The sequence below is a fragment of the Kitasatospora sp. NPDC004669 genome (genome assembly GCF_040609455.1).
GTDB lineage: Bacteria > Actinomycetota > Actinomycetes > Streptomycetales > Streptomycetaceae > Kitasatospora.
In genome coordinates, this window is sequence record NZ_JBEXKB010000017.1 from 113,423 (window position 1) to 137,288 (window position 23,866).

The window sequence follows — 23,866 nt, forward strand, 5'->3', positions numbered from 1 at the left end:
GGTGACGAGCCGGTGAGCGGCGGAAAAACGGTGGGCCGACCGGAGCCCCCCGGGCTAGGCTGCGCGGGTTCACCGGAACCGGAGCCCCCGGGCTCGATCGCCCGCTCCCGCAAGGCGGTTGACGCGGTCCGACGCGGCCCCGGGGCGGAACGAGGAGCGCAGAAATCATGGTGACCACGGGCACCGCCCCGCACAGCCCCGACCTGGCCCGACTCCTGGACGACCACCGGCCGCAGGGCCCGGCGGAGACCGCCGACCTCGCCCGGGTCCGCACCCGGGTCGGCGCCCCGGACGCGTGGGACCGCGGCACCCCACTGCACTTCACCGCCTCCGCGCTGATCGTCCACCCGCCGACCCGCCGCGTCCTGCTGCGCTGGCACGTCCGCCAGCAGGCCTGGCTGCAGGTCGGCGGCCACGGCGACCCGGGGGAGAGCCTGCCGCTGGACATCGCGCTGCGCGAGGGCCTGGAGGAGACCGGCCTGACCGACCTCACCCCCTGGCCGGACGCCGCCCTCGTCCACCTCGCCGTGGTGCCCGTCCCGGCCTCGCCCGTCGAGCCCGCCCACGAGCACGCCGACCTGCGCTTCCTGCTCGCCACCGATACCCCGGACGACGCCCGCCCGGAGAACCCGGCCTCCCCGCTGGAGTGGCTGAGCATCGAGGAGGCCAAGCAGCGGACCACCGAGGAGAACTTCCGCGAGACCCTCGACCGGGCCGCCCGCCTGCTCGCCTGAACCCCTTCTCCTGAACCCCTTCCCGCCTGTCCGAAGGAATCCGATGCACACCGACCAGACCCTCATCTTCGACGCCGACGACACTCTCTGGGAGAACAACGTCCTCTTCGAGCGGGTCATCGACGGCTTCCTGGACTGGGTCTGCGCCCCGGACGAGCGGGAGGCCACCCGGGCCCTGCTCGACCGGATCGAGGCCGCCAACGCCGCCGCCCTCGGCTACGGCGCCGCCGTCTTCCGGCAGAGCCTCGCCGACTGCCTGGGACAGCTGGCCGGGGACCGCACCCCCACCGCCGCCGAGCTGGCCCGGATCGACGAGCTGCTCACCCCGCTCACCGACCGCGGCGCGATCGAGCTGATCCCGGGCGTCGCCGACACCCTGACCGCCCTCGCCGGGCGGCACCACCTGCTGCTGCTCACCAAGGGCGACCAGGACGAGCAGCAGGCCAAGGTGACGGCCTCCACCATCGACCACCACTTCCGCGGCATCCACATCGTGGCCGAGAAGTCGGTGGACACCTACCGGCGGCTCAGCGCCGAGCTCGGCCTCGACCCCGAGCGGACCTGGATGATCGGCAACTCGCCCAAGTCCGACATCGCCCCCGCCCGCCGGGCCGGGCTGCGCACCGTGTTCATCCCGCACGAGCACACCTGGGTGCTGGAGCACGAGGAGCTCGGCCCGGACGAGGCGACGCTGCAGCTCACGGCCTTCCCGGAGCTGCTGCGCCACTTCTGAGCTGCGTCACTTCTGAGTCGGACCGCCGAGCCGGACCGCCGAGTCGGACCGCCGAGTCGGACCGCCGAGTCGGACCGCCGAGTCGGACCGCCGAGTCGGACCGCCGAGCTAGACGGCGAGCGCGGTCGCCGGGACCGGCGCCCCGCCCCGGTACAGCCAGGCCCGCTCGGAGGCCGACCACACGCTCGTGGTCAGCAGGTAGAGCGCGGCGGCCACCGGCACCAGCATCGCGAACAGCACCGAGATGAAGGACAGGTACGGCAGCAACGACGCCCCCGGCTGCGGGGTGGTCTGCGCGGCCGCCGCACGCCGGGCCCGGCGGTAGTTGACGTACCCGACCGCCGCCAGCCCGGCGTACAGCAGCCCGAACACGGCGAACTGCCCGGCGCCGTGCGCGTTCCCGACGTGCAGACCCAGCGGCACCCCGAACAGGGTGTGGTCCAGCAGGTCGTTCGGGGTGGTGAAGAGCCGGTACATCACCGAGAAGAACGGGATCTGGATCAGCATCGGCAGGCAGCCCGCGAACGGCGAGACCTGCTCCTTCCGGTACAGCTCCGCGAGCGCCTCGCGCGCCTTCTCGGGGTTGTTCTTGTGCTTCTTGTTCAGCTCGGCGACCTTCGGCGCGAGCTTCGAACGGGCCTTCTCCCCACGCGCCGCCGCCCGTGCCAGCGGGTGCAGGCAGAGCCGCACGGCGAGGACGAACAGGACGATCGCCAGCGCGGTCGGCAGGACGTGGGCGATGGCGGAGACCACGGCGTGGGCGACGGTGACGGCCGGGTCGAGAACAGACAGAACGGACATGGTGAAGCGAGCCCTCCGGGGTCTCAGGACATGAGTGATCGGCGGAGGACGGCCGCGAAAAACGTACGGGGAGCCGTACGGAGGAACTGCGGATCTACGCGGCCGCCAGGGCCGCCCCCGGCGCCCTGGGGCGTCGCCTGCCCCGGGCGTCCGGATCACGCTGCGGAAGGAACGCGGTACGGAACGCCCGGCGTCGCAGCACCCCGCTGCGCACCGCCGCCGGGGCTCGTGCCCCCAGCGGTCGCGCCCCGGCGAAGGCCCCCGCGACCGCCCCGGCCACCAGGACCATGGCCGCCACGGCGGCGACCGACGCCAGCGCGCCGCCGTCGGTCACCAGCTGTCCGGTCAACACCCGGAGCAGGCCCAGCAGCATCGCGACGACACCCACGGCGGGCCCCCTCTCGATGTGTTCCGGGCTCCTGACGTTCAGCAGGACGATCCTACGACCCGCCGGGTTCCCGCAGTGCCGTGCGAGGTGTAGCCGGCGGTGCTACACGGGGCTACCTTGGATCCCATGAAGACGATTACCCAGCGGGAGTTCCGGAACAACTCCGCCGCGGTGATGGACGCGGTGGAGGCGGGGGAGACCTTCCACATCACCAGGAACGGGGTCGAGGTCGCGGAGCTGCGGCCGGTGTCCGGGCGGCGGCGGCTCACGGCGGAGGAGCTGGTGGCGCGGCACGTGAAGCTGCCGCGGGTGGACTACCAGCAGATGCGCAAGGAGGCCGAGGAGTACTTCGGGCCCGAGGAGCTGGTGGGGGACGAGGGCGACGACCCGTTCGAGCGGCGGCGTGGCTGAGCGCCGGAGGGCATCCCGGCGACGGCCGGCCGGGGTGCTGGACACCTGCGTCTACATCGACCTGGCTCTGCTGAGCCCCGCCGATCTGCCGGCCGTGCCGGAGCTGACCGCGATCACCTTCGCCGAGCTGCAGCAGGGCGTCTCGATGGCGCGGGACCCGATCAGTCGCGCGGCCCGGCTGGAGGTGCTGGGCGCGGCGATGGCCGACTTCGACCCGCTGCCCTTCGATGCGGCCGCCGCCGCCCGCTACGGGACCCTGGTCACCCTCACCATCGCCGCCGGACGGCAGCCGCGGCCGCGCCGGATCGACCTGATGATCGCCGCCGTCGCCTCCGCCCACGGGCTGCCGCTGTACACCCGCAACGTGGCGGACTTCCGGGGGCTGGGCTCGGCGGTGGAGATCATCGGGCTGTGAGCGCGGCCGGTCGGTCGCACTCGACCTCCGCCACCGAAACCGCCCCGTACCGCAGGGCCTCCGGCCGGCTCCGGGAGCGCAGCAGGCGGCGGCGCCGAGGCGAGGTGAAGCGTTCGGGGGACCGGCCGTCAGCCCAGCCGGACCGCCGTCCCCGTCGCCGCGGAAGCCCGGGCGGCCTCCAGGACGGTGAGGGTGGCCACCGCGTCGCGCGGGTCGACCGGAGGCGGGGTGCCGGGGGTGGCCAGGGCGGCGGCGACGCCGGCGTAGAAGGCGGGGTAGTCGCCCGGGTCGGTCGGCAGGGAGATCGGGGACTCGTCGGTGCCCAGGGTGCCGTACTGCTCGGGCCGGTCGGCGCCCCACGGGTGGGTGCCGCCCGGGCGCAGGCCCGCCCGAAGGTCGGCCTCCTGGGGGTCCATGCCGTTCTTGACGTACCCGGCGGTGTCGCCGAGCACCCGCAGCCGGGGGCCGATCAGCGGGGTGACGGCGCTGGTCCACAGGTGCGAGCGGGTGCCGGAGACGTGGGTGAGGGCGAGGAAGGCGTCGTCGTCCACCACCGCGCCGTCGCGGCGCACGTCGATCTCCGCGTACACCGTCTCGACCGGCCCGAACAGCGTCAGCGCCTGGTCGACCAGGTGGCTGCCCAGGTCGTACAGGGTGCCGCCGACCTCGGCCGGGTCGGCCAGCTCGCGCCAGCCGGGCTTGGGCTTGGGGCGGAAGCGCTCGAAGCGGGACTCGAAGCGGTGCACCCGGCCGAGCGCGCCGCCGCGCACCAACCGGCTCGCGGTCAGGAAGTCGCCGTCCCAGCGCCGGTTCTGGAAGACCGAGAGCAGGGTGCCCCGGGCCTCGGCGAGCCGGCACAGCTCCAGCGCCTGGGCGGCGGTGGCGGCCAGCGGCTTGTCCACCACGGTGGCCAGGCCGGCCTGCAGCGCGGCGCGGGCCAGCGGGGCGTGGGTGCGGTTGGGGGAGGCGATGACGACCAGGTCCAGCGCGTCCGGGTCGGCCAGCAACTGCTCGGGGGTGTCGACGGCGCGGGCGTCGGGGTGCTCGCGCCGCAGCTGCTCGCGGCGTTCGGGATTGGCCGTGACCACGGCGTCCAGCCGCAGCCCCGGCGTGGTGGCGATGAGCGGGGCGTGGAAGGCGGAGCCGGCCAGGCCGTAGCCGATCAGGCCGACCCGCAGCGTTCGATCCGGCGGTCGGTGGGAGGTCGTCTGCGGGTTCATGCGGCCTACTCAATCACGAGCCGCCCGGTTGCTCCCGGTATCCGCCGGACGATCGACGCATCCCGTCCAGCGGGACGTCCTGTCCCCGGCCACCTGCGCGGATTAGGCTGTGCCGCGTCAGGGCCCCACGCAAGACGCTGCAACACTTCGGGAGACACGCACGTGGCAGACCGCAAGCCCATCGAGTCCTGGCTGACCGACATGGACGGTGTCCTCATCCACGAGGGCACGCCGATCCCCGGGGCGGAGGAGTTCCTGCGCAGGCTGCGGGAGTCCGGCAAGCCCTTCCTGGTGCTCACCAACAACTCGATCTACACCCCGCGCGACCTCAGCGCCCGCCTGGCCGGCATGGGCCTGGAGGTGCCCGAGGAGTGCATCTGGACCTCCGCCCTGGCCACCGCGAAGTTCCTCAAGAGCCAGCGCCCGAACGGCACCGCGTACGTGATCGGCGAGGCCGGGCTCACCACCGCGCTCTACCAGGCCGGTTACGTCCTGACCGACAACAACCCCGACTACGTGGTCCTCGGCGAGACCCGGACCTACTCCTTCGAGGCGCTCACCAAGGCGATCCGCCTGATCAACCAGGGCGCCCGGTTCATCTGCACCAACCCGGACGAGACCGGCCCCTCCCCCGAGGGCGTGCTGCCGGCCACCGGCTCGGTCGCGGCCCTGATCACCAAGGCGACCGGCGTCGATCCGTACTTCGTCGGCAAGCCCAACCCGTTGATGATGCGCGAGGCGCTGAACACCGCCGGCGCCCACTCGGAGACCGCCGTGATGATCGGCGACCGGATGGACACCGACATCGTCGCGGGCATGGAGGCCGGCATGGAGACCATCCTGGTGCTCACCGGCCTGACCTCCGCCGCCGACGTGGAGCGCTTCCCGTACCGGCCGACCCGGGTGGTCAAGTCGATCGCGGACCTGGTCGAGCTGGTCTAGCCTCTGCGGTGCTGTCGCGAGCCCCGTCCCGGCCGAGCGCCGGGGCGGGGCTCGTTCCGTACCGGTGGGGAGCAATGTGCGATGAGTTCGACGGGGGAAGCCGAGGGCCCGGGCGAGAAGCGGGTCACCTGGGCGGAGCTCTACTTCGACCTGGTCTTCGTCTTCGCGATCACCCAGGTCTCCGGGCTGCTGCACCACCAGCACGACCTCACCGGCCTGGTCCGGGCACTGGTGGTGTTCGTGCCGGTGTACTGGTGCTGGGTCGGCACCACCGTGCAGGCCAACATCCGGGACGTGGACAACCCGCGCGACCGCCTCGGCATCCTGCTGGTCGGCCTGGCCGGGCTGTTCATGGCGCTCGCCATCCCGGCCGCGTACGGTCGGCGCGGCCTGCTGCTCGGCGCCGCGTACTGGCTGGCCCGGGTGGTGCTGCTGCTCCTGCTGGTCCGCATCCCGGGCGTCTGGCGCGGACCGTACGGCGCGGGCGTGCTGGTCAGCGGGCCGCTGCTGCTCGCGGGCGGGCTGCTGTCGGACGGGCCGCGGCTGGCGCTGTGGGCGGCCGCCGCGCTCTGCGACCTGGCCGCGCCGCTGGTGTTCCGGCGACGGCTCTCGACGGTGGCGTACCACCCGTCGCACATGCCGGAGCGGTTCGCGCTGTTCCTGCTGGTGGCGCTCGGTGAGTCGATCGTCGGGATCGGCGCCTCGGCGGCCGGTGCCCGGCTGGACGCGGCCGAACTCACCGCCGTGGCCGCCGCGTTCACCATCTCGGCGGGCCTGTGGTGGCAGTACTTCGTGTTCGCGGCGGACGCGATGCGGCACGCCGTGGAGGTCGCCGACTCCCGGCGGGACGTGGTCCGGCGGGTCTTCCAGTACGGGCACCTGGCGCTGGCCGCCGGGGTGATCGGGGTGGCGGTCGGCTTCGAGGAGACGGTCGCGGACCCGTGGCAGACGCTCGGCGCCGGGTCGGTGGCACTGCTGTACGGCGGGTGCGGGCTGTACCTGCTGACCTTCGGCTACACCCGCTGGATGATGTTCCGCCAGGTCTCGACCACCCGGATCGCCGCCGCGGTGGTGGTGTTGGGACTGCTGCCCGCGATGGTGCGGCTGCCGGCACTGGCGGTGCTGGTGACGCTGGCGGGGCTGCTGGTGCTGCTCAACGCGGTGGAGCACGCCCGGGTGGTGCGGGCGGCCGCCGTCGCCGGGGCGGCCGAGGCGGCTCCTGTGGAGTGAGCTGTCGGTGGGGCTGTGTAGCGTTCGGGGTGTAAGAGGGCAGGCGGCGCAGCAGCCGCGGTGTGGGAGGTAGATGTCGTGACGGACACGGTCGAGGCGGGCGTGGTCGAGGCCGGCGCGGGCGGCGGGCTGGAGCTGCCCGAGTCCTGGCGCGAGGTGCTCGGCGCCGAGACGGAGAAGCCGTACTTCGCGGAGCTGGCGGCCTTCGTGGCGGCCCAGCGCGCGGAGCACGAGGTGTTCCCGCCGAGTGGCCAGGAGTTCGCCGCTCTGGAGGCCACTCCGTACGACAAGGTCCGGGTGCTCGTCCTCGGCCAGGACCCGTACCACGACAACGGCCAGGCCCACGGCATGAGCTTCTCGGTGCTGCCGGGCACCAAGACGCCGCCCTCGCTGCGCAACATCTTCAAGGAGCTGGACGCCGACCTGGGCATCCCCGCCCCGGACAACGGCTACCTGATGCACTGGGCCGAGCAGGGCGTGCTGCTGCTCAACGCGGTGCTCACGGTCCGCGCTCACGAGGCCAACTCGCACAAGGCGAAGGGCTGGGAGAAGTTCACCGACGCGGTGATCAAGGCGGTGAGCGCGCGCGAGGAGCCGGTGGTCTTCGTGCTGTGGGGCAACTACGCCAAGAAGAAGCTGCCGCTGATCGACACCGAGAAGCACGTGGTGGTGCAGGGCGCGCACCCGTCGCCGCTGTCCGCCAAGATGTTCTTCGGCAGCCGTCCGTTCTCGCAGATCAACACGGCGCTGGACGGCTTCGGCGTCGAGCCGATCGACTGGCAGGTGCCGGACCTGAAGCAGGGCTGACCGCAGGGTCGGCGGCAGGGCCGGGGTCGGGCCGGGGTCGGACTGAGCTCGGGCCGGTGCGGGGCTGAGGCTCGGTGGCCGTGGGCGGACGGGATCGGATTCCCGTCCGCCCACGGCCACTTGTCGTTCACCGCTGTTGACCGCCTGCCGGGGCCGGGTGTGCTTAGCTGGTGCCGACCGGTCGCCGGACCGGTCCGGGGGCGGGGCCGGCTCGAAGGGGCGGTACGTGCGCGGGGTGGGACGGGTAGGAACGATTCGGTGGGCCGCGCTGGTCGCGGGTCTGACAGTGCTCGCGGTCTCCGGCTGCAGCGGCCCCGACACCGGCGCGGCGAAGACCGCCCCCAGCGTCGCGGTCTCCAGCGCGACGGTTGAACCCGGCGGCCTGGAGCAGCTCCCCGGCCAGGCCTTCTACGTCTCCGACCAGACCAACGCCGCCCGGCAGGTCGCCACGTTGCGCGATCAGGGCCGCACGGCGGAGGCCGGCACCCTGCTGCGGATCGCCGGCCAGCCCTCCTCCCAGTGGCTCGGCGAGCAGGACGCCCAGCAGATCGCCGAACAGGTGAGCCGCCGGGCCGCCGAGGCGAGCCGGACGGCCGTCTTCGTCGCCTACGACATCCCGCACCGTGACTGCGGCCAGTACTCGGCCGGCGGCGCCCCCGACGCGGCCACCTACCGGAGCTGGATCACCGGCGTCGCGCAGGCCCTCGGCGATCGCAAGGCCTGGGTCGTCCTGGAGCCGGACGCCGTCGCGCACACCCTGGACAACTGTGGGATCAAGGGCGACTTGGCCGCCGAGCGGTACGGCCTGCTGGCCTTCGCCGTCCAGGAGTTGAAGAAGCGTCCGAACGTCCGGGTCTACCTGGACGCGGGCAACCCGGGCTGGTCACAGGACCCGGACGAGATGGCCACCGCCCTGCGCAAGTCCGGCATCGCGGCGGCGGACGGCTTCGCGGTGAACGTCGCCAACTTCTACCCCACCGACCGGAACGTCGCGTACGGCAACCGGCTCTCCACCGCCCTGGGCGGGAAGCACTTCGTCATCGACACCAGCCGCAGCGGCAACGGCGCGCTGGGCGCCGACTCCTGGTGCAACCCGCCCGGCCGGGCGCTCGGCGAGCCGCCGACCACCGAGACCGGGCGGCCGAACGTGGACGCCTACCTGTGGATCAAGAACCCGGGGGAGTCCGACGGCGAGTGCGGCCGCGGCGAGCCCCGGGCGGGCGAGTTCTGGCTGCCGTACGCGCTGGGGCTGGCCCAGGCGACGCGCTGACCCGCTCGGTCGCCGACCCGGTCCCGGCCGCAGGGTGGCCTGCTACGCCGTGACCTGCTGCGCCGTGACCTGCCCGGTGGTGACCTGCTACGCCGTGACCTGGACCCAGCGGGCGACCGACGGCGTGCCGGCGGCGTCCGTCAGGAACAGCATGTACCAGCCGGGCGGCAGCAGGTTGGGGTTGGTCGGGAGGGTGAGCGAGACCCCGTCGGCGGTGCGCCCGGCGATGTCCAGGGCCACCGAGCGCTGCTCGACGTCGGTCACATGGGTCACCGAACTCGGCCGGATCAGCTTGGCGGTGGTCACCCCCTCCGGTCGGGAGGTGCCGACCTTGAGGACGCCGCCGAGCTTCGCCGCCTCCGGCGCGGCCGTCACCTCCGGGCGGTCACCGTGGTACAGGTACGGCGGGGTGTAGATCTCGATCCGCTGCTCGAAACCGCCCGGCTGGGTCTCGGCCTTGTCCGCGAACAGCGGGTTGGAGCCCAGCACGGCGACCCGGCCGTCCGGCAGCAGCAGCGCCTCGGAGTGGTAGTCGCGGCCGACGGTCGGCTCGGCGGCGGTCGTGAAGCTGTTGGAATCCGGGTGGTACACCTGCGCCTTGAGCAGGTCGCTGTCGCGCCGGCCGCGGTAGCCGCTGGAGCCGCCGGTGGTGAACACGGTGTCGTCCGGCAGGACCACGCTGTTGAGGTAACGGGTGCCGCCGGCCGGCAGGTCCGGGCCCGGGGTGAAGGACGGCTGGGCGGCGGAGAGGTCGGCGATGTCGGTGCGGGCCGTGGACAGCGGTGACTCGCCGACCCCGCCGCCGCCCAGCACCATGACCTTCTGCGCCTGCGCGGGCGGCAGCAGCACCGAGGAGGAGGTCTCGGCCAGGCCCGGGTCGCGCAGGCCGGGGACGGGCTGGAAGCCGTTGTTCGACAGGTCCCAGACGCCGGGCTCGCGGCCCTTCTCGGCGGGCCCGTAACCGGCGTTGGAGCCGGAGTAGAAGAGCTTGCCGGAGGCCGTCAGGAAGATCGACGGGTAGGTCGGGAAGTACCGGTCGGGGGCCTTGGCCCAGGTCTTGTTCTTGGGGTCGTAGACCTCGTTGTCGTTGCCGTTGAGGATCTGCCCGGTGTCGTCCAGCCCGGAGACGGTGACCACCCGACCGTCGCCCAGCCCGGTCAGCGTCGGGTACCAGCGGGCGTGCGCCATGTCGGTGACCTGCTCGTAGAGCTCGGTGTCCGGGTTGAACTCGAAGGCGGAGCGGATGCCCTGGTACTCCTGCTTGTCCAGGGTCATCTTCTCGCTCTGCCCGTACAGGTTGTGCGCGTCGGTGCCGGTCAGGCCCTTGATCCGGTACTGGGCCGCGGAGTTGGTCACGTAGTCCGGGCCCTCGCCGACCGCCTCGACGAACACGTGCTGCTCGGCGGCGGTGACCGTGGTCTGCTTTCCGGAGCCGGTCTTGGTCGCGGCGGGGACGGTCACCGGGACGGTGGTGGCGTACTCGCGGCCGTTCGGGGCGACGAAGACGGTGCCCTTGGGGAACGCGCGGTCGCGCTCCGGGCTCTCGTTGCGCACCCGCATCACCCCGGCCGCCCTCTTCACCGTGCCGTCCAGCTTCTCGTACCGCTGGGTGCCGCCGGCCACCAGCACCCGGCCGTCCGGGAGGGAGGTGTGGCCGCCGCAGAACATGTCGGCGGGGGTGGGTATCAGCTTGTAGGTGTTCTTGGCCGGGTCCCAGAGCAGGCTCTTGAAGCTACCGGCGTTGAACTGCTTCTCGTCGTTGCCGGAACCGGCCACGATCAGCACCTTGCCGGTGCGCAGCAGGGTGGCGTGGACGGCGTTGACTCGGAACTCGGCGGGCAGCGAGAGGGTCTGCCAGTGGCCGTACTGCGCCTTGTACTCGGGCCGGTTGATCACGTAGTCGTGGTACCGGTCGCTGGCGAAGCCGAGGACGGCCGGGGCGTTCATCCCCGCGACGGTCAGCGCGACGGTGCTGCCGAGGGCGAAGCGCTTGGTGCGGCCGGTCTTGTGGATCTTCACGATGGTTGGTCCCCTCGGAAGGCGGTGGGGGCTGGCTCAGTGGATGGAGGTGCCGCTCTCGGCGTGGTCGGGCGCGCGGTCGGGTGCGCGGTCGGGTGCGCGGTCGTCCGGCGGGACGAGGCGGAGCGAGACCGTCGGGGTGTCGGGCGCGGCCAGGCGGAGCGTGAGGGTCGGGCTGTCGAGCGTCTCGGCCTGAGCCGGTGCTGCTGCCGAGGCCGTCGCCGGTGCCGTGAGGGGGCCGCGGGCGTGGCGCGGGTTGCGCTTCTCCAGGACGACCTTGGGGGACGCGGCCGGGCCGCCGGTCACGGTGAGGGTCGCGGTGGGCCGGGTCCGGCGGCGGCGGACGTCGTCGCCGACCAGGATCAGGAGCGGCAGCAGGGTCAGCGCCAGGGCGATGCAGGCCCAGGTCCGCATCGCGACGTGGTCGTAGCCGGTGTAGTAGGAGGCGGTGACGGCAGAGCCGAACACCAGCGTCCAGAACAGGTGGAACCGGAAGGTGCCGAGCCGGTCGGCGCTGGCCTCACGGCCCTTGGGCGTCACCACGAAGCGGCTGCGGCGGCGCACCAGCGCCTGCAGCAGCGAGGCCGCGTAGATCGGGCCGCAGAGCGCCGACATCACCATGCCCGCGACCCCGGAGGAGCCGGCCGACTCGTGCGGGCTCACGTTGTGCTTGCGGTTCCAGGTGTAGAGCAGGAGTTGGAGCGCGGCGGCGTCGCTGTAGAGCATCATCCAGATCTCCGAGGAGACGTGGACGCCGGAGGCGCCGAAGCCCAGGTAGAGCACGCTGGACACCCCGCCGAGCAGCCAGGTGAGTGCCGCCATCGGGTAGAAGCCCACCATCAGCGAATAGTTGAGCAGTCGGCCGGGCGACAGCCGCCACATGACCCGCCAGTACCGGGTGAGCAGGGTCTCGTAGGTGCCGCGGCTCCAGCGCAGTTGCTGGGAGAAGAAGTCGGTCCAGGAGGACGGGCCTTCGCCCACCGCGAGCACGTCCGGGGTGTACACGGACTTCCAGCGTTCCCCGGTCTCCGGGTTTCGGCTCCGGTGGAACTCCAGACCGGTCGCCATATCCTCGGTGATGGAGTCGTACAACCCGCCGATCGACTGGAGCGCCCGGATTCTGACGGCGTTGTTGGTGCCGACGAACATCGGCGCGCCGTAACGGTTTCCGGCTCGCTGGATGAGGGCGTGGAAGAGGTACTGCTGGCTCTCGCTGAATTTGGTGACGGCGGAACCCGAGCTCCGGTAGTTCCCGTACACCTGGGGGCCGACGACGAACGCCACGTCGGGATCGCGGAAGTAGCCGAGCATCCGCTCGCAGAAGTCGGGCAGCGGAACGTGGTCGGTGTCGACGGACACCCAGAAGTCGTAGTCGTCGCCGTGCGCCTGGAGCCAGGCGTTGTAGTTGCCGTGCTTGGTTTTGGCGCGGAACCGGCCCTTCGGCTGGTTCCAGTGCGGCCGGCCGGAGCGGCTGAAGTGGTGCACGCCCAGCTCGGCGCAGAGGACGCGCATTGCAGGATCGTTTCCCTCGTCCAACAGCCAGACGTCGTACGGGCCTTCGTGCCGCACCGAACGGGCCGCGACCAGCGTGGCCCGGACCATCTCCGGCGGCTCCTTGCCCGGCACGCAGGTGGTGAGGAAGGCGACCCGGGTGCCCGACTCCGGTGTCACGGGTATCGGATCCCGGGCGACCAGGGTCGCGTGGGTGTTGGACATGACGTTGACCAGCCGGAACACCTCGACCACAGCGATGATCCCGATCATCACCTTGTCCCCGAGCAGCACCAGGGTGTCGGTCTCGTCCGGGCGCTGCGGCCAGTGCTCCGGCAGCAGCAGCCAGACCAGCAGGATCGCCTCCACCAGCGGGGCGGCCATCAGTAGCAGCGCGGCCCGGATCCGGTGCGGCTCGTGGCGCAGCAGGCTGCGGTACTGGACGCGGTAGGGAGCGGCGGTTCCCGCGGACGTCGGGTCGCTGCCCGGGTTCGGGCGGTAGGCGCCGCGGCCGAGCTCCCGGTCCTCGTCCAGATCGACCGCCGGGCCGGCGAGGCGGCTGAAGTGGCCGTAGTCGTACGGGGCTTCGGGCGCCGGCACGGTGCGCAGGGCCGCCTCGTCGAACTGCTCGACGTCCTGGCTGGGCCCGTTCCGGTCGCGGTCGCCCAGACTGTCCCCGTCCCGACCGTGCCCGTGGCGGGCCGTTCCGTCGCCCTTTCGTCGCGAGAACGGCATGGTCATAGTTGCTCCCCCCGGAGTATTGCGTCTTGCTTTGCTCGGCGGTGCCTGCGCCTCGCCCCGAAGCCGCCCGGGCACAACGCGGCCCGGTGAACTGCGGGCAATCCGACAGTTTCCGGGCCGTCCAACGCATGGAGTCCAGCTCATGGACTGTGTGCGACCGGTTCAGTTGTGAGTCTGCGCCTGGTCTGCGCGGCGGCTTCGAATGCGGGATCCCGGTGCACTTCCAGCTTCCCCTCCGGGTGCACGGGATCCTTGGCTCGCTCAACTCTCCCGGAGCGTACGGGTGATCGCAACCACTCCGAGAAATGATCACCGCGCAAGCGTGAAGATACTACGGTTCCCGGCCACTGTGGCTGGCGTTGGTGCTAATGCAGCGAATTCGGCACTGCGGCGGCCGGGCGATGCCACCGCTGGTAGGGTGCACGCCGTCGAGGCCAACCACGGCTCCGCCGACGACACTTCGGCCCTGGTCAAGGCGCTGGAGGGCTGGAGCTTCGACGGGGTGAAGGGGCGGACCGCGGTCCGCCGCGAGGGCCACGCCCTGCTCCAGCCGATGTTCCAGGTCCGGTCGCCCGCCGGCTCGCCGGGCGGGTCACCCTGCTCGCGGACGTCCCCGCCGCCGGGTAGCGGACCCGGCCCGAACGACGACGGCCGGCGGGGTGCGAACACCCCGCCGGCCGTACCGGACTCAGCCCGGAGCCGGTTGTTCCGCGCCCCGGCGCGTCAGCCCGCCGCGCCCAGGAAGCCGTCCCAGCCGCCGGCCGGAGCCTGGCCGACGTTGAGGGTGCGCAGCTTGCGCAGAGTGGACTGGTCCTGCACCTCCAGCCACTCGACCAGCTGCTTGAAGGAGACCAGCCGGACCTCGGGCTTGCCCGCGATGGCCTTGAGGGCCCCCTCGACGGCGTCCATGTATATGCCGCCGTTCCACTGCTCGAAGTGGTTGCCGATGAAGAACGGCGCGCGGTTGCTGTTGTACGCGCGCTCGAAGCCGGCCAGGTAGGAGTTGGTCGCCTGGGTGCGCCACTCGTCGTACTTGCCGGGGTCGCCCTTGGTGCTGCCGGCGGACTGGTTGGCCAGGATGTTGTAGTCCATCGACAGGACCTGGAAGGTGTGCCCGGGGAAGGGGATGGACTGCAGCGGGAAGTCCCAGACCTTTCCGTCCTGCACCTTCTGCGGCCATATCTGCAGACCGCCCGCGGAGCTGGCGTCGTACTTCCAGCCCAGCTTGGCGATGGTCGGCAGCAGCGCCTTCTGGCCCTCCAGGCAGGGGGTGCGGCCGCCGATGAGCTCCTTCTTGTAGTCGAAGGGGAGCGGGTCGACGTCGGTGAAGCCGGTGTTGGTCCGCCATTGGGTGACGAAACCGATCGCCTGGTCTATCTCGCTCTGCCAGTCGTCCGGGGTCCACATGTTGACCCCGTTCTTGTCCGGCCGGCTGGAGCAGAAGTGTCCGTTGAAGTGGGTGCCGATCTCGTGCCCGGCCAGCCAGGCCTGGCTGACGAGCTTGAGGGTGCTCTTCACCGCGCCGTCCGACAGGTACGGGATGTCGGAGGCGCCGACCGCGTGCTTCGGCGGGTGGTACAGCTGGGACTTGCCCTTGGGCAGGGCGTATATCCCGGAGAGGAAGAAGGTCATCGTGGTCTTGTACTGCTCCGCTAGCTTCAGGAAGCGGGGGAACTGGCCGTCGTCGGTGCCGCCCGCGCCGTCCCAGGAGAACACCACGAACTGCGGTGGCCGCTCGCCCGGCTTGAGCTTCTCGGGCTTGGGCTGGTTCGGCTGCGGGCCGGTGTCCGCGTTGGACCCGTCACCGATCGGGGTGCCCTTGGGGACCACTGCCTGGGTCGGGTCGGTGGTGCCGCTCTTGGCGTCGCCCGTGCCGCCGCCAGGGGAGGAGGAGGCGGAGTCCTGCCCAGAACCGGATCCGCTGCTGGAACAGGCCGCGACCGCGCCGAGGGCTGCGGTCGCGGCGGTAGCACTGAGCACCGTCCTGCGCGAGATGCTGGTCATGGTCTCCCCTGGGTGCCGATTCCGGTGGTGAGGGCGGCACGGGGCCGCACCGGTCAAATCAGGCAATTGATGAATATTTCGCCGTTAGCATGTCATGTCGCCGCAGTGGCCACGAAGGGCGCTGGGCTCCCGACGACAGTCAACACGCCAGGCATGCCCGGTCGGGCTGCAGGGATCGGTCGTCTGTTGCGGTCCTGTGACGGTTCGCACGGCGCGACGTCAGGGAAGTACGCTACCGCCGCCCTGTCCGGCCCGTGCGGAGTTCGTCGGCGCTCGGCACGGTTCATCGCCTGTTAGGGAAAATTGTGCTCCTGGCGAGACCCTGCGGCTGGAAAGCGTCGGCCGCAGCCCGAAGGCTCCGGTCGGGGCAGGGCCGGTCAGAGCGCGGCCAGCCGCCGGTTGCGGCGCACTATTCGCGCGATCGCGGTGCTGATGGCAGTGGCCGCAGCACAGGAGACCGCCAGACTCAGCCAGGCCGTGTTGAACCAGTGGCTGTTCAGCCAGCCCAGCGTCACGATGTACGCGGCCCAGACCAGCGCCGCCAGCGCCGACCAGTGCAGGAAGCGGTGCGGATGGGCGGGGGAGTGGCCGATGGCCAGGTCCAGGACGGTCCGCCCGGCCGGAACGAACCGGGCGATCACCACCATCGCGGCCGCCCCGCCGTGCGGGCGCTCGATCAGGGACTTCTGGACCCGGCTCACGCTGGCCGCCAGCTTCGGGCGCCGGGCGAGCCGGCGCTGCAGCATCGGGGCGCCGCGCCGGGCGAGGTGGAGCAGCAGGACGTCGCCCAGGAAGGAGGCCACCGCCACGCCCAGGCCGAGCAGCACCGGGGCGCCGCTGATCTGCTCCGTCCTGAGTACCGCCAGGATGACCAGCGTCCCGCTCGGAATGAAGGGGAGCAGGGCGTCGCCGAGTACGGCGAACAGCGCCAGGGCGCAGATCCACGAGGATCCGATCGCCGCCACGAAGTTCAAGGCCCTTACTCCCTCCACGCCGCCCGGGGGAGCAGGTGGCTGCTGGGTCAACGCTAGCGCCTCGACTTTTCATGCCATGAAGCACCCCGGTATGCGGAGGATCACTGCAGGCGACCGCGCCTCACAGGGTTCGATCGCGCACAATGGCCGCCCACAACGGCCGCGCGCTGCGGCGGGCCCCGGCGGCGACGAGCGGTGGGGGTGAGTGGCGACGGCGAGCGGCGGGGGCGAGCGGCGGGGGTGAGCGGTCCGGGGAGGCGGGCCCGGCGGGAGAGGGCCGGGGGAAAGCGGCCGGAAATGGCACGAGCCCCCGGGGCGGGGTGCCGCGCCGAGGGCTCGCAGGGATCGTTCGGCGCTGGTCCAGCCCGACGATCTTGCTGACGAAGGCGGACCCGCTCGATGATCCGCTCCTGATCACCAGCCTGCCGGATGCCGGCCGCCGATCGCGAGCCCCGGGGCTGGCGACTTCCGCCCCTGGCATGAAGTCGCCATCCGTGTCCGCCCGCTGGCACTCCGTCAGCCGAACGGTCGGTCGGCCGCTCCGGATGGAACAGCCGAACCGCACCCGGATCAGGCGTGCCCACCGGGAACAGCGAGCCCGCGACCGTGGTTGACCCCGGTCGGCAGTAGCGACCGCCGGGCGTCCGAGACCCGTGCGGCCGCCCAGGACGGCCGGCTCGGAGAACAGCCGGATCAAGGACAGCCAGGAGGGCGGACGGCATGACCACCGAGGACCAGCAGGAGCACGGGACCGAGCCGCCGATCGGCGGGGCGATCCGAGGCGTCGCCCGCGTCACGGCACCCGCTCCGCTCTCGATCCTCGACCTGGCCACCGTCGGCGTCGGCTACACGCCCGCCGAGGCCCTGGTCGCCACCACCGAGCTGGCCCGCCGGGCCGAGCAGTGGGGGTACCACCGCTTCTGGGTGGCCGAGCACCACGGCATGCCCGGGGTGGCCAGCTCGAACCCGGCCGTCCTGCTCGCCCACCTCGGCGCCAACACCACCACGCTGCGGCTCGGCTCGGGCGGGGTCATGCTCCCCAACCACGCCCCGCTCACCATCGCCGAGCAGTTCGGCCTGCTGGAGGCCCTGCACCCCGGCCGGATCGACCTCGGGCTCGGCCGCGCCCCCGGCACCGACCCGGCCACCGCCCGGGCGCTGCGCCGCGGCCTCACCGAGGGTGCGGACGACTTCCCGCAGCAGCTGTCCGAGCTGACCCACTTCCTCGACGGCGACTTCCCCTCCGGTCACCCGTACGCGCGGCTGACCGCCGTTCCCAAGGGCGCGGACCGCCCGCCGATCTGGCTGCTCGGCTCCTCCGGCTTCAGCGCCCAGCTGGCGGGCCGGCTCGGCCTCCCGTTCGCCTTCGCCCACCACTTCAGCAGCGCCAACACCATCCCGGCCCTGGACCTGTACCAGACGTCCTTCCGCCCCTCCGACGTGCTCAGCGAGCCGTACGCACTGATCGGCGTGAGCGCGGTCGCCGCCGCCGACGAGCCCACCGCCCGCCGCCTCGCCCGCTCCGCGGCCCTCGGCATGCTCCGGCTCCGGCGCGGCACCCCCGGCCCGATCCCGACCCCGGAGGAGGCCGAGGAGTACCCGTACAGCCCGGTCGAGGCGGACTTCATCGACAGCTGGCTCGACAACGTGGTGCTCGGCGACGCGGGCCAGGTGGCGGACGGCCTGGAGGCACTGCGCAAGCGGACCGGGGTGAACGAGCTGATGGTCACCTCGCACATCCACGGCCACGAGGCCCGGTTCCGCTCCTACGGCCTGATCGCCGAGGCGTACGGCCTGACGGCGACGGCCTGAGGACAACCGCCTGACAGAAACCGCCTGACAGAAGGCGACAGACGGAGACCGACAGGCGGAGACCGGCAGACGGAGACCGCCCCGACCCCGCCCTACCGGCCGTGCGGGGTCGGGCGGCCCTCCCGGAGTATCGTCGCGACCAGCTCGGCTTCGCCCGGCCGGGCGAAGTACCAGCCCTGGGCGGTGTCGCAGCCGGTCAGCCGGAGCCGTTCCGCCTGGGCGGCGCTCTCGATGCCCTCGGCGGTGACGGTCAGGCCGAGGGTGTGGGCCAGCTGCACCATCGCGCCGACGATCTGCTCGTCGGCGTCGCTGCGGCGCGATCGGAACTCCGGCACGGGCGGGCGGTCGGTCGGGGCCGGGTCGCGGAAGCCCTCGATGAAGGTGCCGTCGAGCTTCAGGACGTGCACCGGCAGCCGGGAGAGGTAGGCCAGGTTGGAGTAGCCCGTGCCGAAGTCGTCGATGGCGATCCGCACCCCCATGTCGGCCAGCGCCTGCAGGGCCTGCAACGGGCGCCCGCCGGGGCCGAGCAGGGCGCTCTCGGTGATCTCCAGCTGCAGCAGTCGGGCCGGCAGGCCGGTGCGTTCGAGGGCCCGGGCGACGTCGGCCACCACGTCGGAGTCCCAGATCTGGCGGGCCGCCAGATTGACGCTCACGAAGGTGTCGGTGTCGGGGAACTCGGTGAGCCACTGCTTGGCCTGGCGGCAGGACTCCTCCAGCACCCAGGTGCCGAGCGGCACGATCGCGCCGGACTCCTCGGCCAGCGGGATGAAGCGGTCCGGGGAGATCGTCCCGTAGCGGGGGTGGCGCCAGCGGACCAGGGCCTCGGCGCCGTGCACCGCGCCGTCGGCCAGGCCGACCAGCGGCTGGTACTCGACGGTGAACTCGCCGCGCTCCAGGGCCGGCCGCAGCGCGGTGGCGAGCAGCTGGCGGGTGAGCTGGTGGGCGCCGCGGTCCGGGTCGTAGAGGGTCCAGCGGGCACGGCCGTCGGCCTTGGACCAGTAGAGGGTGGCGTCGGCGTCCTTGACCAGGTCGGTCGGGGTGGTCTCGTGCACCGACCGTTCGACGACGCCCACGCTGGCGGTGATCACCAGCCGGTGCCCGGCGACGTCGAAGGGACGTTCCAGCACCTCCAGGATCCGCCCGGCCAGCGCGGTCAGCTGCTCGCTGCCGATGCTGTCGGTGACCAGGACGGCGAACTCGTCGCCGCCCATCCGGGCGACCAGGTGGGCGTCGTGCCCGGAGAGTCCGCGCCGCAGCCGGGCCGCGACGGCGACCAGCAACTGGTCGCCGATGTGGTGACCGAGGGTCTCGTTGATCGCCGCGAAGCCGTCGAGGTCGAGGTAGCAGACGCCCACCCGGCGCCCGTCCGCCGCTGCCGCCACGGGACGGTCGGGGCCCGCGGCGCTCCCGGGCTCTTCGGTGCCCGCGAGGTCGGTGCCCGCGAGGTCGGTGCCCGCGAGGCAGGCCGCGTCGAGCCGTTCGAAGAAGAAGGTCCGGTTGGGCAGCCGGGTCAGCGGGTCGTGCAGCGCCTGGTACTCCAGCCGGTCGCCGAGCCGGCGCTGCTCGGTGATGTCCTCCACCAGCGCGAGGGTGTAGAGCGGCTGCCCGGCGCCGTCCCGGATCAGGGAGACGGTCACTTTGCTCCAGACCGTGCGTCCCTCACGGTGCTTGAGCTGTTTCTCCACGCGGAACCGTTCCCGCTCACCGTGGACGAGCTCGGTGAAGAGCCGGTGCGGCATGCCCTCCGGATCGATGATCTCGTGCAGGTGGGTGCGGACCAGTTCGCCGACGCCCCGTCCGATCAGCGCTGCGAAGGCCGGGTTGACCTCGATGATCCGGTCCTCGGGGTCGATCAGGGCCATGCCGATGACGGCGTCGCAGAAGGCCGCCCGGAACCGGGACTCGCTGGCCCGCAGCGCGGCCAGCAGCCGGTCGCCGCCACCGCCTTCCCGGCCGGGGGTGCCGGCGGCACCGAGGTGGGTGCTGTCGGTCAACGGTGCGGAGCAGGTGGGGCAGAACAGGACCTCGGGGTCCTTCAGGGGCCCGTAAGCCGTACCGGAAGCAGCCGAAGCGGCGGATACGGCTGTAGCGGCAGAACCGGCAGGGGCCGCAGACACAGCCGACGCGACGGAGGAGGCCGAAGGGACGGAGACGGCCTGATCGAGGACCGGCGCGGTCAGGTGGCGGTGGTGTGACGATTCCTCGTGTCGCACGCCTGGTTGGTGTGCGTCGGCCCCCTCGTTCTGGCCCGGCACGGCATGCTCCCGTCCGCTGCTGACGCTTGACGATGATCCGCCTGGCCGGTCGGGACTCCGGCGGCCGGCTCCGCGCTCTGTCACGGTCCTCGGAGTCGGTCCGCTGCGGGGCGACCGCCGTGGGGCGCTGTCGCGCGGGGATCCGCGTGAAGAACAGGGCGCTTCGGCCGATCATAGGCCGCGACGACAACGCGCGGTGACCGCCGCGAGGGTGATTCGCCCCCTTTGCGATCATGCATGGCGGAACGTGCGGACGCCCTTGGTACACATCACATGAGGTGCGTCGGGAACGCGTGCGCCGAAGCCGCGCCCCCGCGCGCTGGTTGCGCGCCGGGGGGCGGGGCGGGTGCGCTCCGGACGAACCGGGGGCGGGGTCAGGCCAGCTTGGCCGTGAGGGTGATGGTGGTGCCGGTCAGTGCCTGGCTGACGGGGCAGTTGGCCTTGGCGTCCTCGGCCGCCTTCGCGAAGCCGGCCTCGTCCAGGCCGGGCACGTCGCCGGTGACGGTCAGGTGGATGCCGGTGATGCCCTTGCCGGGCTGGAAGGTGACGTCGGCCTGGGTGTCGAGCTTGGCGGGTGGGTTGCCGGCCTTGGTCAGGCCGTTCGAGAGGGCCATCGAGAAGCACGCGGAGTGGGCGGCCGCGATGAGTTCCTCGGGGCTGGTCTTGCCGTTGGGCTCCTCGGCGCGGGCCGGCCAGGAGACGGGGTACTCGCCGATCCCGGAGGAGGCGAAGGTCACCAGCCCCTTGCCGTTGAGGAGATTGCCCTCCCAGGCGGTACGGGCGGTGCGGGTGGTTGCCACGATCGGTTCCTCCACTACTGAGGGACTGCTGAGTCGTCACTTCCGGTCATGCACGCACCAGCCTACGGGCCGCCCCGTCCCGGAGCCGGGAACCGGACGACCCGTCGGCCGGTGGCGTGGCCCACTGGTCGGCCGGATGTTCCGTCGGGCTGTCCGGATGCCGGACGGTTCCGCCGAACGGTGCGGGTCCCGAGCTAGTGCCCTGTTAGATTTGCCGGGGCCCGAGCCCGGCCGGCGTACGGTCGGGCGCCCACCCCAGACACCGGGAGCCGACCCGATGACGGACCAGCCCACGACCTCCGACGCCGGCCTGCCCGAGGGGATCGACGAAGCGGTGCGGGCGGAGTTGACCAGCCTGCGCGAGAGCATCGACAACATCGACGCCGCGGTGGTCCACATGCTGGCCGAGCGCTTCAAGGCGACCCAGCGGGTCGGCCGCCTCAAGGCCGAGCACAAGCTGCCGCCGGCCGACCCGGCCCGGGAGCGGGACCAGATCAAGCGGCTGCGGGAGCTGGCCGCCGGGGCCAAGCTCGACCCGGTCTTCGCGGAGAAGTTCCTGAACTTCATCATCGCCGAGGTCATCCGCCACCACGAGGCCATCGCCCGCGCCTGAAGGCGACCCTGAACACCGCCCCGGGCATCACCCTGAGCACGGACGGCCCCGAGGGCAGCGCCGAGCACGGCCCCGAGCAGGCGTACCCCCTCCGGTGATGTCCGGCGATCTCCGGCGATGTCGGGGGCGGCTAAACGCCGGATTTCGTGAGGCCCCCCGGTTGGCGTAGCGTGCAGGTTTCCCCAGCCGGAGAGGTGGAGCAGCGACGATGGCGGTGAACCTGCCCGAAACGCCCAGCGGCGCCCCCAGCGATCCCGCCGTGCAGGACGTCGAGGACATCCAGCACACCAGCGGCGCACCCGGTACCCCCGACGTACTCGGCGCCCCTGGCGCCCCTGGCGCCCCCGGCGGCCGCGCCGAGGCCCGCCGCCGGGCCGGCGGTTCGCGCGGTCGCAAGGCCCGCCGCTCGGCGCGTCGCCCCCGGCCGTGGTGGATCGAGCTGCCGGCGATGATCGGCGTCGGACTGGTGGTCGCGCTGCTGATCAAGACCTGCCTGTTCCAGGTCTTCACCATCCCGTCCGGTTCGATGGAGAACACCCTGCGGGTCGGCGACCGGGTCGGTGTGAACAAGCTCGCGCCGCTGACCGGCTGGAAGCCGGAGCAGGGGCAGCCGGTGGTGTTCAAGGACCCGGGGAACTGGCTGCCGCCGCAGCCCGTCGACTCCAACCCGTTCACCAACACCGTGAGCTCGGTGCTCAGCTTCGTCGGGCTGGTGCCGCCGAAGGACGACAACTACCTGGTCAAGCGGGTCATAGCGACCGGCGGCCAGACCGTGCAGTGCACGGGCACCACGCTGACCGTCGACGGGAAGAAGGTCGACGAGCCGTACCTGCACCCCGGTGACGACTCCTGTGCGGGCCTGGACTTCGGTCCGGTGAAGGTGCCCGCGGGCTACATCTGGGTCGAGGGCGACCACCGCAGCGACTCTGCGGACTCCCGTTATCACCGGCAGGGCCCGGGCGGCGGCGCCGTGCCGGTGGACAACGTGGTGGGCCCGGTGTCGGGTGTGGTGTGGCCGCTCAATCACCTCGACTGGTTGGGCTGGACCGGCCACTGACCCCGCGCTCGGCGGCGGCCCTCCGCTCCCGTGCCCCCGACACCGGTCCGAAGGCCCGGGAGACAGCGGAAGCAGTGGAACCGGAGGGCGCGGTATCCAGGACAGCGGCACCGCCGCCGGCGACCGCCTCGGTCGCCACGCCCACCGGCGTCGAACCCGCCCCCGACGATGACGCCGACCCCGACGCCGACCCCGCTTCCCCCTCCGCCGGCTTGCTGATCTGCGCGGCGAAGGCGCCCGCCAGGACCAGCAGACCGCCCGCGACCTGCGGCAGCCCCAGGTGCTCGCCGAGCAGGACCCAGGCCAGCACGGTGGCGACCACCGCCTCCAGGTTGGCCACCACGCCCGCGATCGGCGGTGAGAGGTACCCGACCGAGACCACGCCGGTCAGGTAGGCGAGCACGGTCGCGATCAGCACCATCCAGGCGGCCGGGATCAGCGCGGGCAGGGTGTGCCCGTTCATCACCACGGACCCGCCGAGCGGGCTCCAGTCGGTCTGCCAGGGCCGGGTGAGGGCGGTGAGCAGAACGGCGCCGATGAGCAGTCCGTACGCGCTGACGGCCAGTGGGGCGACCGGGCGCTCGCCCCGGCGGCCGGCGTCGGCGAGCACGAAGTAGCCGACCTGGCAGCAGGCCGCGCCGAGGGCGAACAGCACGCCCAGGGCGTCGAAGCTCAGGCCGTTCCAGACTTCGACCACGCAGGCCAGCCCGGCCACCGCGATGCCGGCGCCGATGGCCGCGCCCCGGGTGATCGGCTTGCGCTGCACGAACTTGACGTAGCCGATCAGCAGCGGCGGCCCGAGGTACTCGATGAGCAGTGCGACGCCGACCGGGATACGGGAGATCGCCGCGAAGTAGCAGGCCTGGACGCCGGCCACGGCGAGCAGGCCGAAGCCGAGCAGCAGGCCGGGGCGGCGCAGGACGGCGTCCCGGTGCCGGTAGGCGACCGGCAGGAGGGCCACGGCGGCGCCGGTGACCCGGAGCCACACCACGTGCAGCGGTGAGAGTCCGGCCTCGATCAGCGGCTTGGCCGCGGTGCCGGAGCCGCCGAAGGCGAATGCGGAGACCAGCGCGAGGCTGAGGCCGAAGGTTCTGCCCGAAGGGTGGGTGGGCGAGGCCGTTGAGCTGTGCACCGACGCATTGTGACAGT

The 23,866-nt window shown here is 72.3% G+C and carries 21 protein-coding genes and 1 pseudogene; 12 read left to right on the forward strand and 10 right to left on the reverse strand.

From position 1 onward, the window contains the following. Nucleotides 1-167 precede the first annotated feature (167 nt). Nucleotides 168-734 (forward strand): NUDIX domain-containing protein, encoded by a 567-nt coding sequence (locus ABZW30_RS17215; RefSeq protein ID WP_355671919.1) that lies wholly within the window; start codon nucleotides 168-170, stop codon nucleotides 732-734. A gap of 43 nt (nucleotides 735-777) precedes the next feature. Then, nucleotides 778-1,467 (forward strand): HAD family hydrolase, encoded by a 690-nt coding sequence (locus ABZW30_RS17220; RefSeq protein WP_355671920.1) that lies wholly within the window; start codon nucleotides 778-780, stop codon nucleotides 1,465-1,467. Nucleotides 1,468-1,575: 108 nt separating this feature from the next. Here ABZW30_RS17220 and ABZW30_RS17225 read toward each other — a convergent pair whose 3' ends face one another. Continuing rightward, nucleotides 1,576-2,268 (reverse strand): YidC/Oxa1 family membrane protein insertase, encoded by a 693-nt coding sequence (locus tag ABZW30_RS17225; RefSeq protein WP_355671921.1) that lies wholly within the window; start codon nucleotides 2,266-2,268, stop codon nucleotides 1,576-1,578. 94 nt (nucleotides 2,269-2,362) lie between these two features. Continuing rightward, nucleotides 2,363-2,656 (reverse strand): DUF6412 domain-containing protein, encoded by a 294-nt coding sequence (locus tag ABZW30_RS17230; protein WP_355671922.1) that lies wholly within the window; start codon nucleotides 2,654-2,656, stop codon nucleotides 2,363-2,365. A gap of 126 nt (nucleotides 2,657-2,782) precedes the next feature. Between ABZW30_RS17230 and ABZW30_RS17235 the strand changes: the two genes are divergently transcribed. Together ABZW30_RS17235 and ABZW30_RS17240 are read left to right on the forward strand one after the other, a co-directional pair. Then, nucleotides 2,783-3,067 (forward strand): type II toxin-antitoxin system prevent-host-death family antitoxin, encoded by a 285-nt coding sequence (locus tag ABZW30_RS17235; RefSeq protein WP_063349249.1) that lies wholly within the window; start codon nucleotides 2,783-2,785, stop codon nucleotides 3,065-3,067. Next, on the forward strand, nucleotides 3,060-3,482 hold the full coding sequence (locus ABZW30_RS17240) for a type II toxin-antitoxin system VapC family toxin (protein ID WP_355671923.1): 423 nt from the start codon (nucleotides 3,060-3,062) through the stop codon (nucleotides 3,480-3,482). The genes ABZW30_RS17235 and ABZW30_RS17240 overlap by 8 nt, the downstream gene beginning before the upstream one ends. Before the next feature lie 128 nt (nucleotides 3,483-3,610). Here the strand turns inward: ABZW30_RS17240 and ABZW30_RS17245 are convergent, their stop codons facing one another. Then, entirely contained in the window at nucleotides 3,611-4,702 is a 1,092-nt protein-coding gene (locus ABZW30_RS17245) for a Gfo/Idh/MocA family oxidoreductase (protein ID WP_355671924.1), read from the reverse strand. A gap of 162 nt (nucleotides 4,703-4,864) precedes the next feature. Here ABZW30_RS17245 and ABZW30_RS17250 point away from each other — a divergent pair, with 162 nt between their 5' ends. The 4 genes from ABZW30_RS17250 to ABZW30_RS17265 all read left to right on the forward strand — a co-directional run bounded on the left by ABZW30_RS17250 (nucleotide 4,865) and on the right by ABZW30_RS17265 (nucleotide 8,951). Next, nucleotides 4,865-5,644 (forward strand): HAD-IIA family hydrolase, encoded by a 780-nt coding sequence (locus ABZW30_RS17250; RefSeq protein ID WP_355671925.1) that lies wholly within the window; start codon nucleotides 4,865-4,867, stop codon nucleotides 5,642-5,644. A gap of 81 nt (nucleotides 5,645-5,725) precedes the next feature. After that, nucleotides 5,726-6,874 carry a low temperature requirement protein A gene (locus ABZW30_RS17255; protein ID WP_355671926.1) on the forward strand — a complete coding sequence of 383 codons (1,149 nt, stop codon included), beginning with the start codon at nucleotides 5,726-5,728 and terminating at the stop codon, nucleotides 6,872-6,874. Between the two features lie 129 nt (nucleotides 6,875-7,003). After that, nucleotides 7,004-7,681, forward strand: a complete 678-nt coding sequence (locus tag ABZW30_RS17260; protein WP_355671950.1) for a uracil-DNA glycosylase — start codon at nucleotides 7,004-7,006, stop codon at nucleotides 7,679-7,681. Nucleotides 7,682-7,907: 226 nt separating this feature from the next. Then, entirely contained in the window at nucleotides 7,908-8,951 is a 1,044-nt protein-coding gene (locus ABZW30_RS17265) for a glycoside hydrolase family 6 protein (protein ID WP_355671927.1), read from the forward strand. Between the two features lie 87 nt (nucleotides 8,952-9,038). Here ABZW30_RS17265 and ABZW30_RS17270 read toward each other — a convergent pair whose 3' ends face one another. Together ABZW30_RS17270 and ABZW30_RS17275 are read right to left on the reverse strand one after the other, a co-directional pair. After that, nucleotides 9,039-10,898: a galactose oxidase-like domain-containing protein gene (locus tag ABZW30_RS17270; RefSeq protein ID WP_355671951.1), complete on the reverse strand. Its 1,860-nt coding sequence runs from the start codon at nucleotides 10,896-10,898 to the stop codon at nucleotides 9,039-9,041. A 108-nt stretch (nucleotides 10,899-11,006) separates the two neighbouring features. Continuing rightward, complete coding sequence (locus tag ABZW30_RS17275) at nucleotides 11,007-13,202, reverse strand: cellulose synthase catalytic subunit (protein ID WP_355671928.1); 2,196 nt, start codon at nucleotides 13,200-13,202, stop codon at nucleotides 11,007-11,009. A gap of 406 nt (nucleotides 13,203-13,608) precedes the next feature. Between ABZW30_RS17275 and ABZW30_RS17280 the strand changes: the two are divergent. Next, a pseudogene (locus tag ABZW30_RS17280) lies at nucleotides 13,609-13,761 on the forward strand (amino acid ABC transporter substrate-binding protein); the annotation flags it as partial. A gap of 164 nt (nucleotides 13,762-13,925) precedes the next feature. Here the strand turns inward: ABZW30_RS17280 and ABZW30_RS17285 are convergent. Then, a complete protein-coding gene (locus tag ABZW30_RS17285) occupies nucleotides 13,926-15,206 on the reverse strand; it encodes a hypothetical protein (RefSeq protein WP_355671929.1) in 1,281 nt (426 codons plus the stop codon). 377 nt (nucleotides 15,207-15,583) lie between these two features. Continuing rightward, nucleotides 15,584-16,171: a VTT domain-containing protein gene (locus ABZW30_RS17290; protein ID WP_355671952.1), complete on the reverse strand. Its 588-nt coding sequence runs from the start codon at nucleotides 16,169-16,171 to the stop codon at nucleotides 15,584-15,586. Between the two features lie 729 nt (nucleotides 16,172-16,900). Here ABZW30_RS17290 and ABZW30_RS17295 point away from each other — a divergent pair. Further along, entirely contained in the window at nucleotides 16,901-17,992 is a 1,092-nt protein-coding gene (locus ABZW30_RS17295) for an LLM class flavin-dependent oxidoreductase (RefSeq protein ID WP_355671930.1), read from the forward strand. A 92-nt stretch (nucleotides 17,993-18,084) separates the two neighbouring features. Here ABZW30_RS17295 and ABZW30_RS17300 read toward each other — a convergent pair whose 3' ends face one another. Next, the gene (locus ABZW30_RS17300) at nucleotides 18,085-19,986 is read right to left on the reverse strand and encodes an EAL domain-containing protein (protein WP_355671931.1); all 1,902 of its coding nucleotides are present in this window, start codon (nucleotides 19,984-19,986) and stop codon (nucleotides 18,085-18,087) included. Nucleotides 19,987-20,621: 635 nt separating this feature from the next. Further along, the gene (locus tag ABZW30_RS17305) at nucleotides 20,622-21,047 is read right to left on the reverse strand and encodes an OsmC family protein (RefSeq protein WP_355671932.1); all 426 of its coding nucleotides are present in this window, start codon (nucleotides 21,045-21,047) and stop codon (nucleotides 20,622-20,624) included. Nucleotides 21,048-21,324: 277 nt separating this feature from the next. Between ABZW30_RS17305 and ABZW30_RS17310 the strand changes: the two genes are divergently transcribed. Then, nucleotides 21,325-21,660 carry a chorismate mutase gene (locus ABZW30_RS17310; RefSeq protein WP_355671933.1) on the forward strand — a complete coding sequence of 112 codons (336 nt, stop codon included), beginning with the start codon at nucleotides 21,325-21,327 and terminating at the stop codon, nucleotides 21,658-21,660. A gap of 208 nt (nucleotides 21,661-21,868) precedes the next feature. Next, a complete protein-coding gene (lepB, locus tag ABZW30_RS17315) occupies nucleotides 21,869-22,717 on the forward strand; it encodes a signal peptidase I (protein WP_355671934.1) in 849 nt (282 codons plus the stop codon). On the opposite strand, the gene ABZW30_RS17320 is transcribed toward lepB, so the two are convergent. Then, a complete protein-coding gene (locus tag ABZW30_RS17320) occupies nucleotides 22,680-23,849 on the reverse strand; it encodes an EamA family transporter (protein ID WP_355671935.1) in 1,170 nt (389 codons plus the stop codon). The genes lepB and ABZW30_RS17320 overlap by 38 nt on opposite strands. Between the last annotated feature and the right edge of the window lie 17 nt (nucleotides 23,850-23,866).

What these genes read in the sequence shown, in the direction of transcription:
- ABZW30_RS17245 (WP_355671924.1), bottom strand. Translation starts at nt 4,702, where the DNA reads ATGAACCCGCAGACGACCTCCCACCGACCGCCGGATCGAACGCTGCGG.
- ABZW30_RS17310 (WP_355671933.1), top strand. Translation starts at nt 21,325, where the DNA reads ATGACGGACCAGCCCACGACCTCCGACGCCGGCCTGCCCGAGGGGATC.
- lepB (WP_355671934.1), top strand. Translation starts at nt 21,869, where the DNA reads ATGGCGGTGAACCTGCCCGAAACGCCCAGCGGCGCCCCCAGCGATCCC.
- ABZW30_RS17255 (WP_355671926.1), top strand. Translation starts at nt 5,726, where the DNA reads ATGAGTTCGACGGGGGAAGCCGAGGGCCCGGGCGAGAAGCGGGTCACC.
- ABZW30_RS17215 (WP_355671919.1), top strand. Translation starts at nt 168, where the DNA reads ATGGTGACCACGGGCACCGCCCCGCACAGCCCCGACCTGGCCCGACTC.
- ABZW30_RS17285 (WP_355671929.1), bottom strand. Translation starts at nt 15,206, where the DNA reads ATGACCAGCATCTCGCGCAGGACGGTGCTCAGTGCTACCGCCGCGACC.
- ABZW30_RS17295 (WP_355671930.1), top strand. Translation starts at nt 16,901, where the DNA reads ATGACCACCGAGGACCAGCAGGAGCACGGGACCGAGCCGCCGATCGGC.
- ABZW30_RS17220 (WP_355671920.1), top strand. Translation starts at nt 778, where the DNA reads ATGCACACCGACCAGACCCTCATCTTCGACGCCGACGACACTCTCTGG.
- ABZW30_RS17270 (WP_355671951.1), bottom strand. Translation starts at nt 10,898, where the DNA reads ATGAACGCCCCGGCCGTCCTCGGCTTCGCCAGCGACCGGTACCACGAC.
- ABZW30_RS17225 (WP_355671921.1), bottom strand. Translation starts at nt 2,268, where the DNA reads ATGTCCGTTCTGTCTGTTCTCGACCCGGCCGTCACCGTCGCCCACGCC.
- ABZW30_RS17235 (WP_063349249.1), top strand. Translation starts at nt 2,783, where the DNA reads ATGAAGACGATTACCCAGCGGGAGTTCCGGAACAACTCCGCCGCGGTG.
- ABZW30_RS17275 (WP_355671928.1), bottom strand. Translation starts at nt 13,202, where the DNA reads ATGACCATGCCGTTCTCGCGACGAAAGGGCGACGGAACGGCCCGCCAC.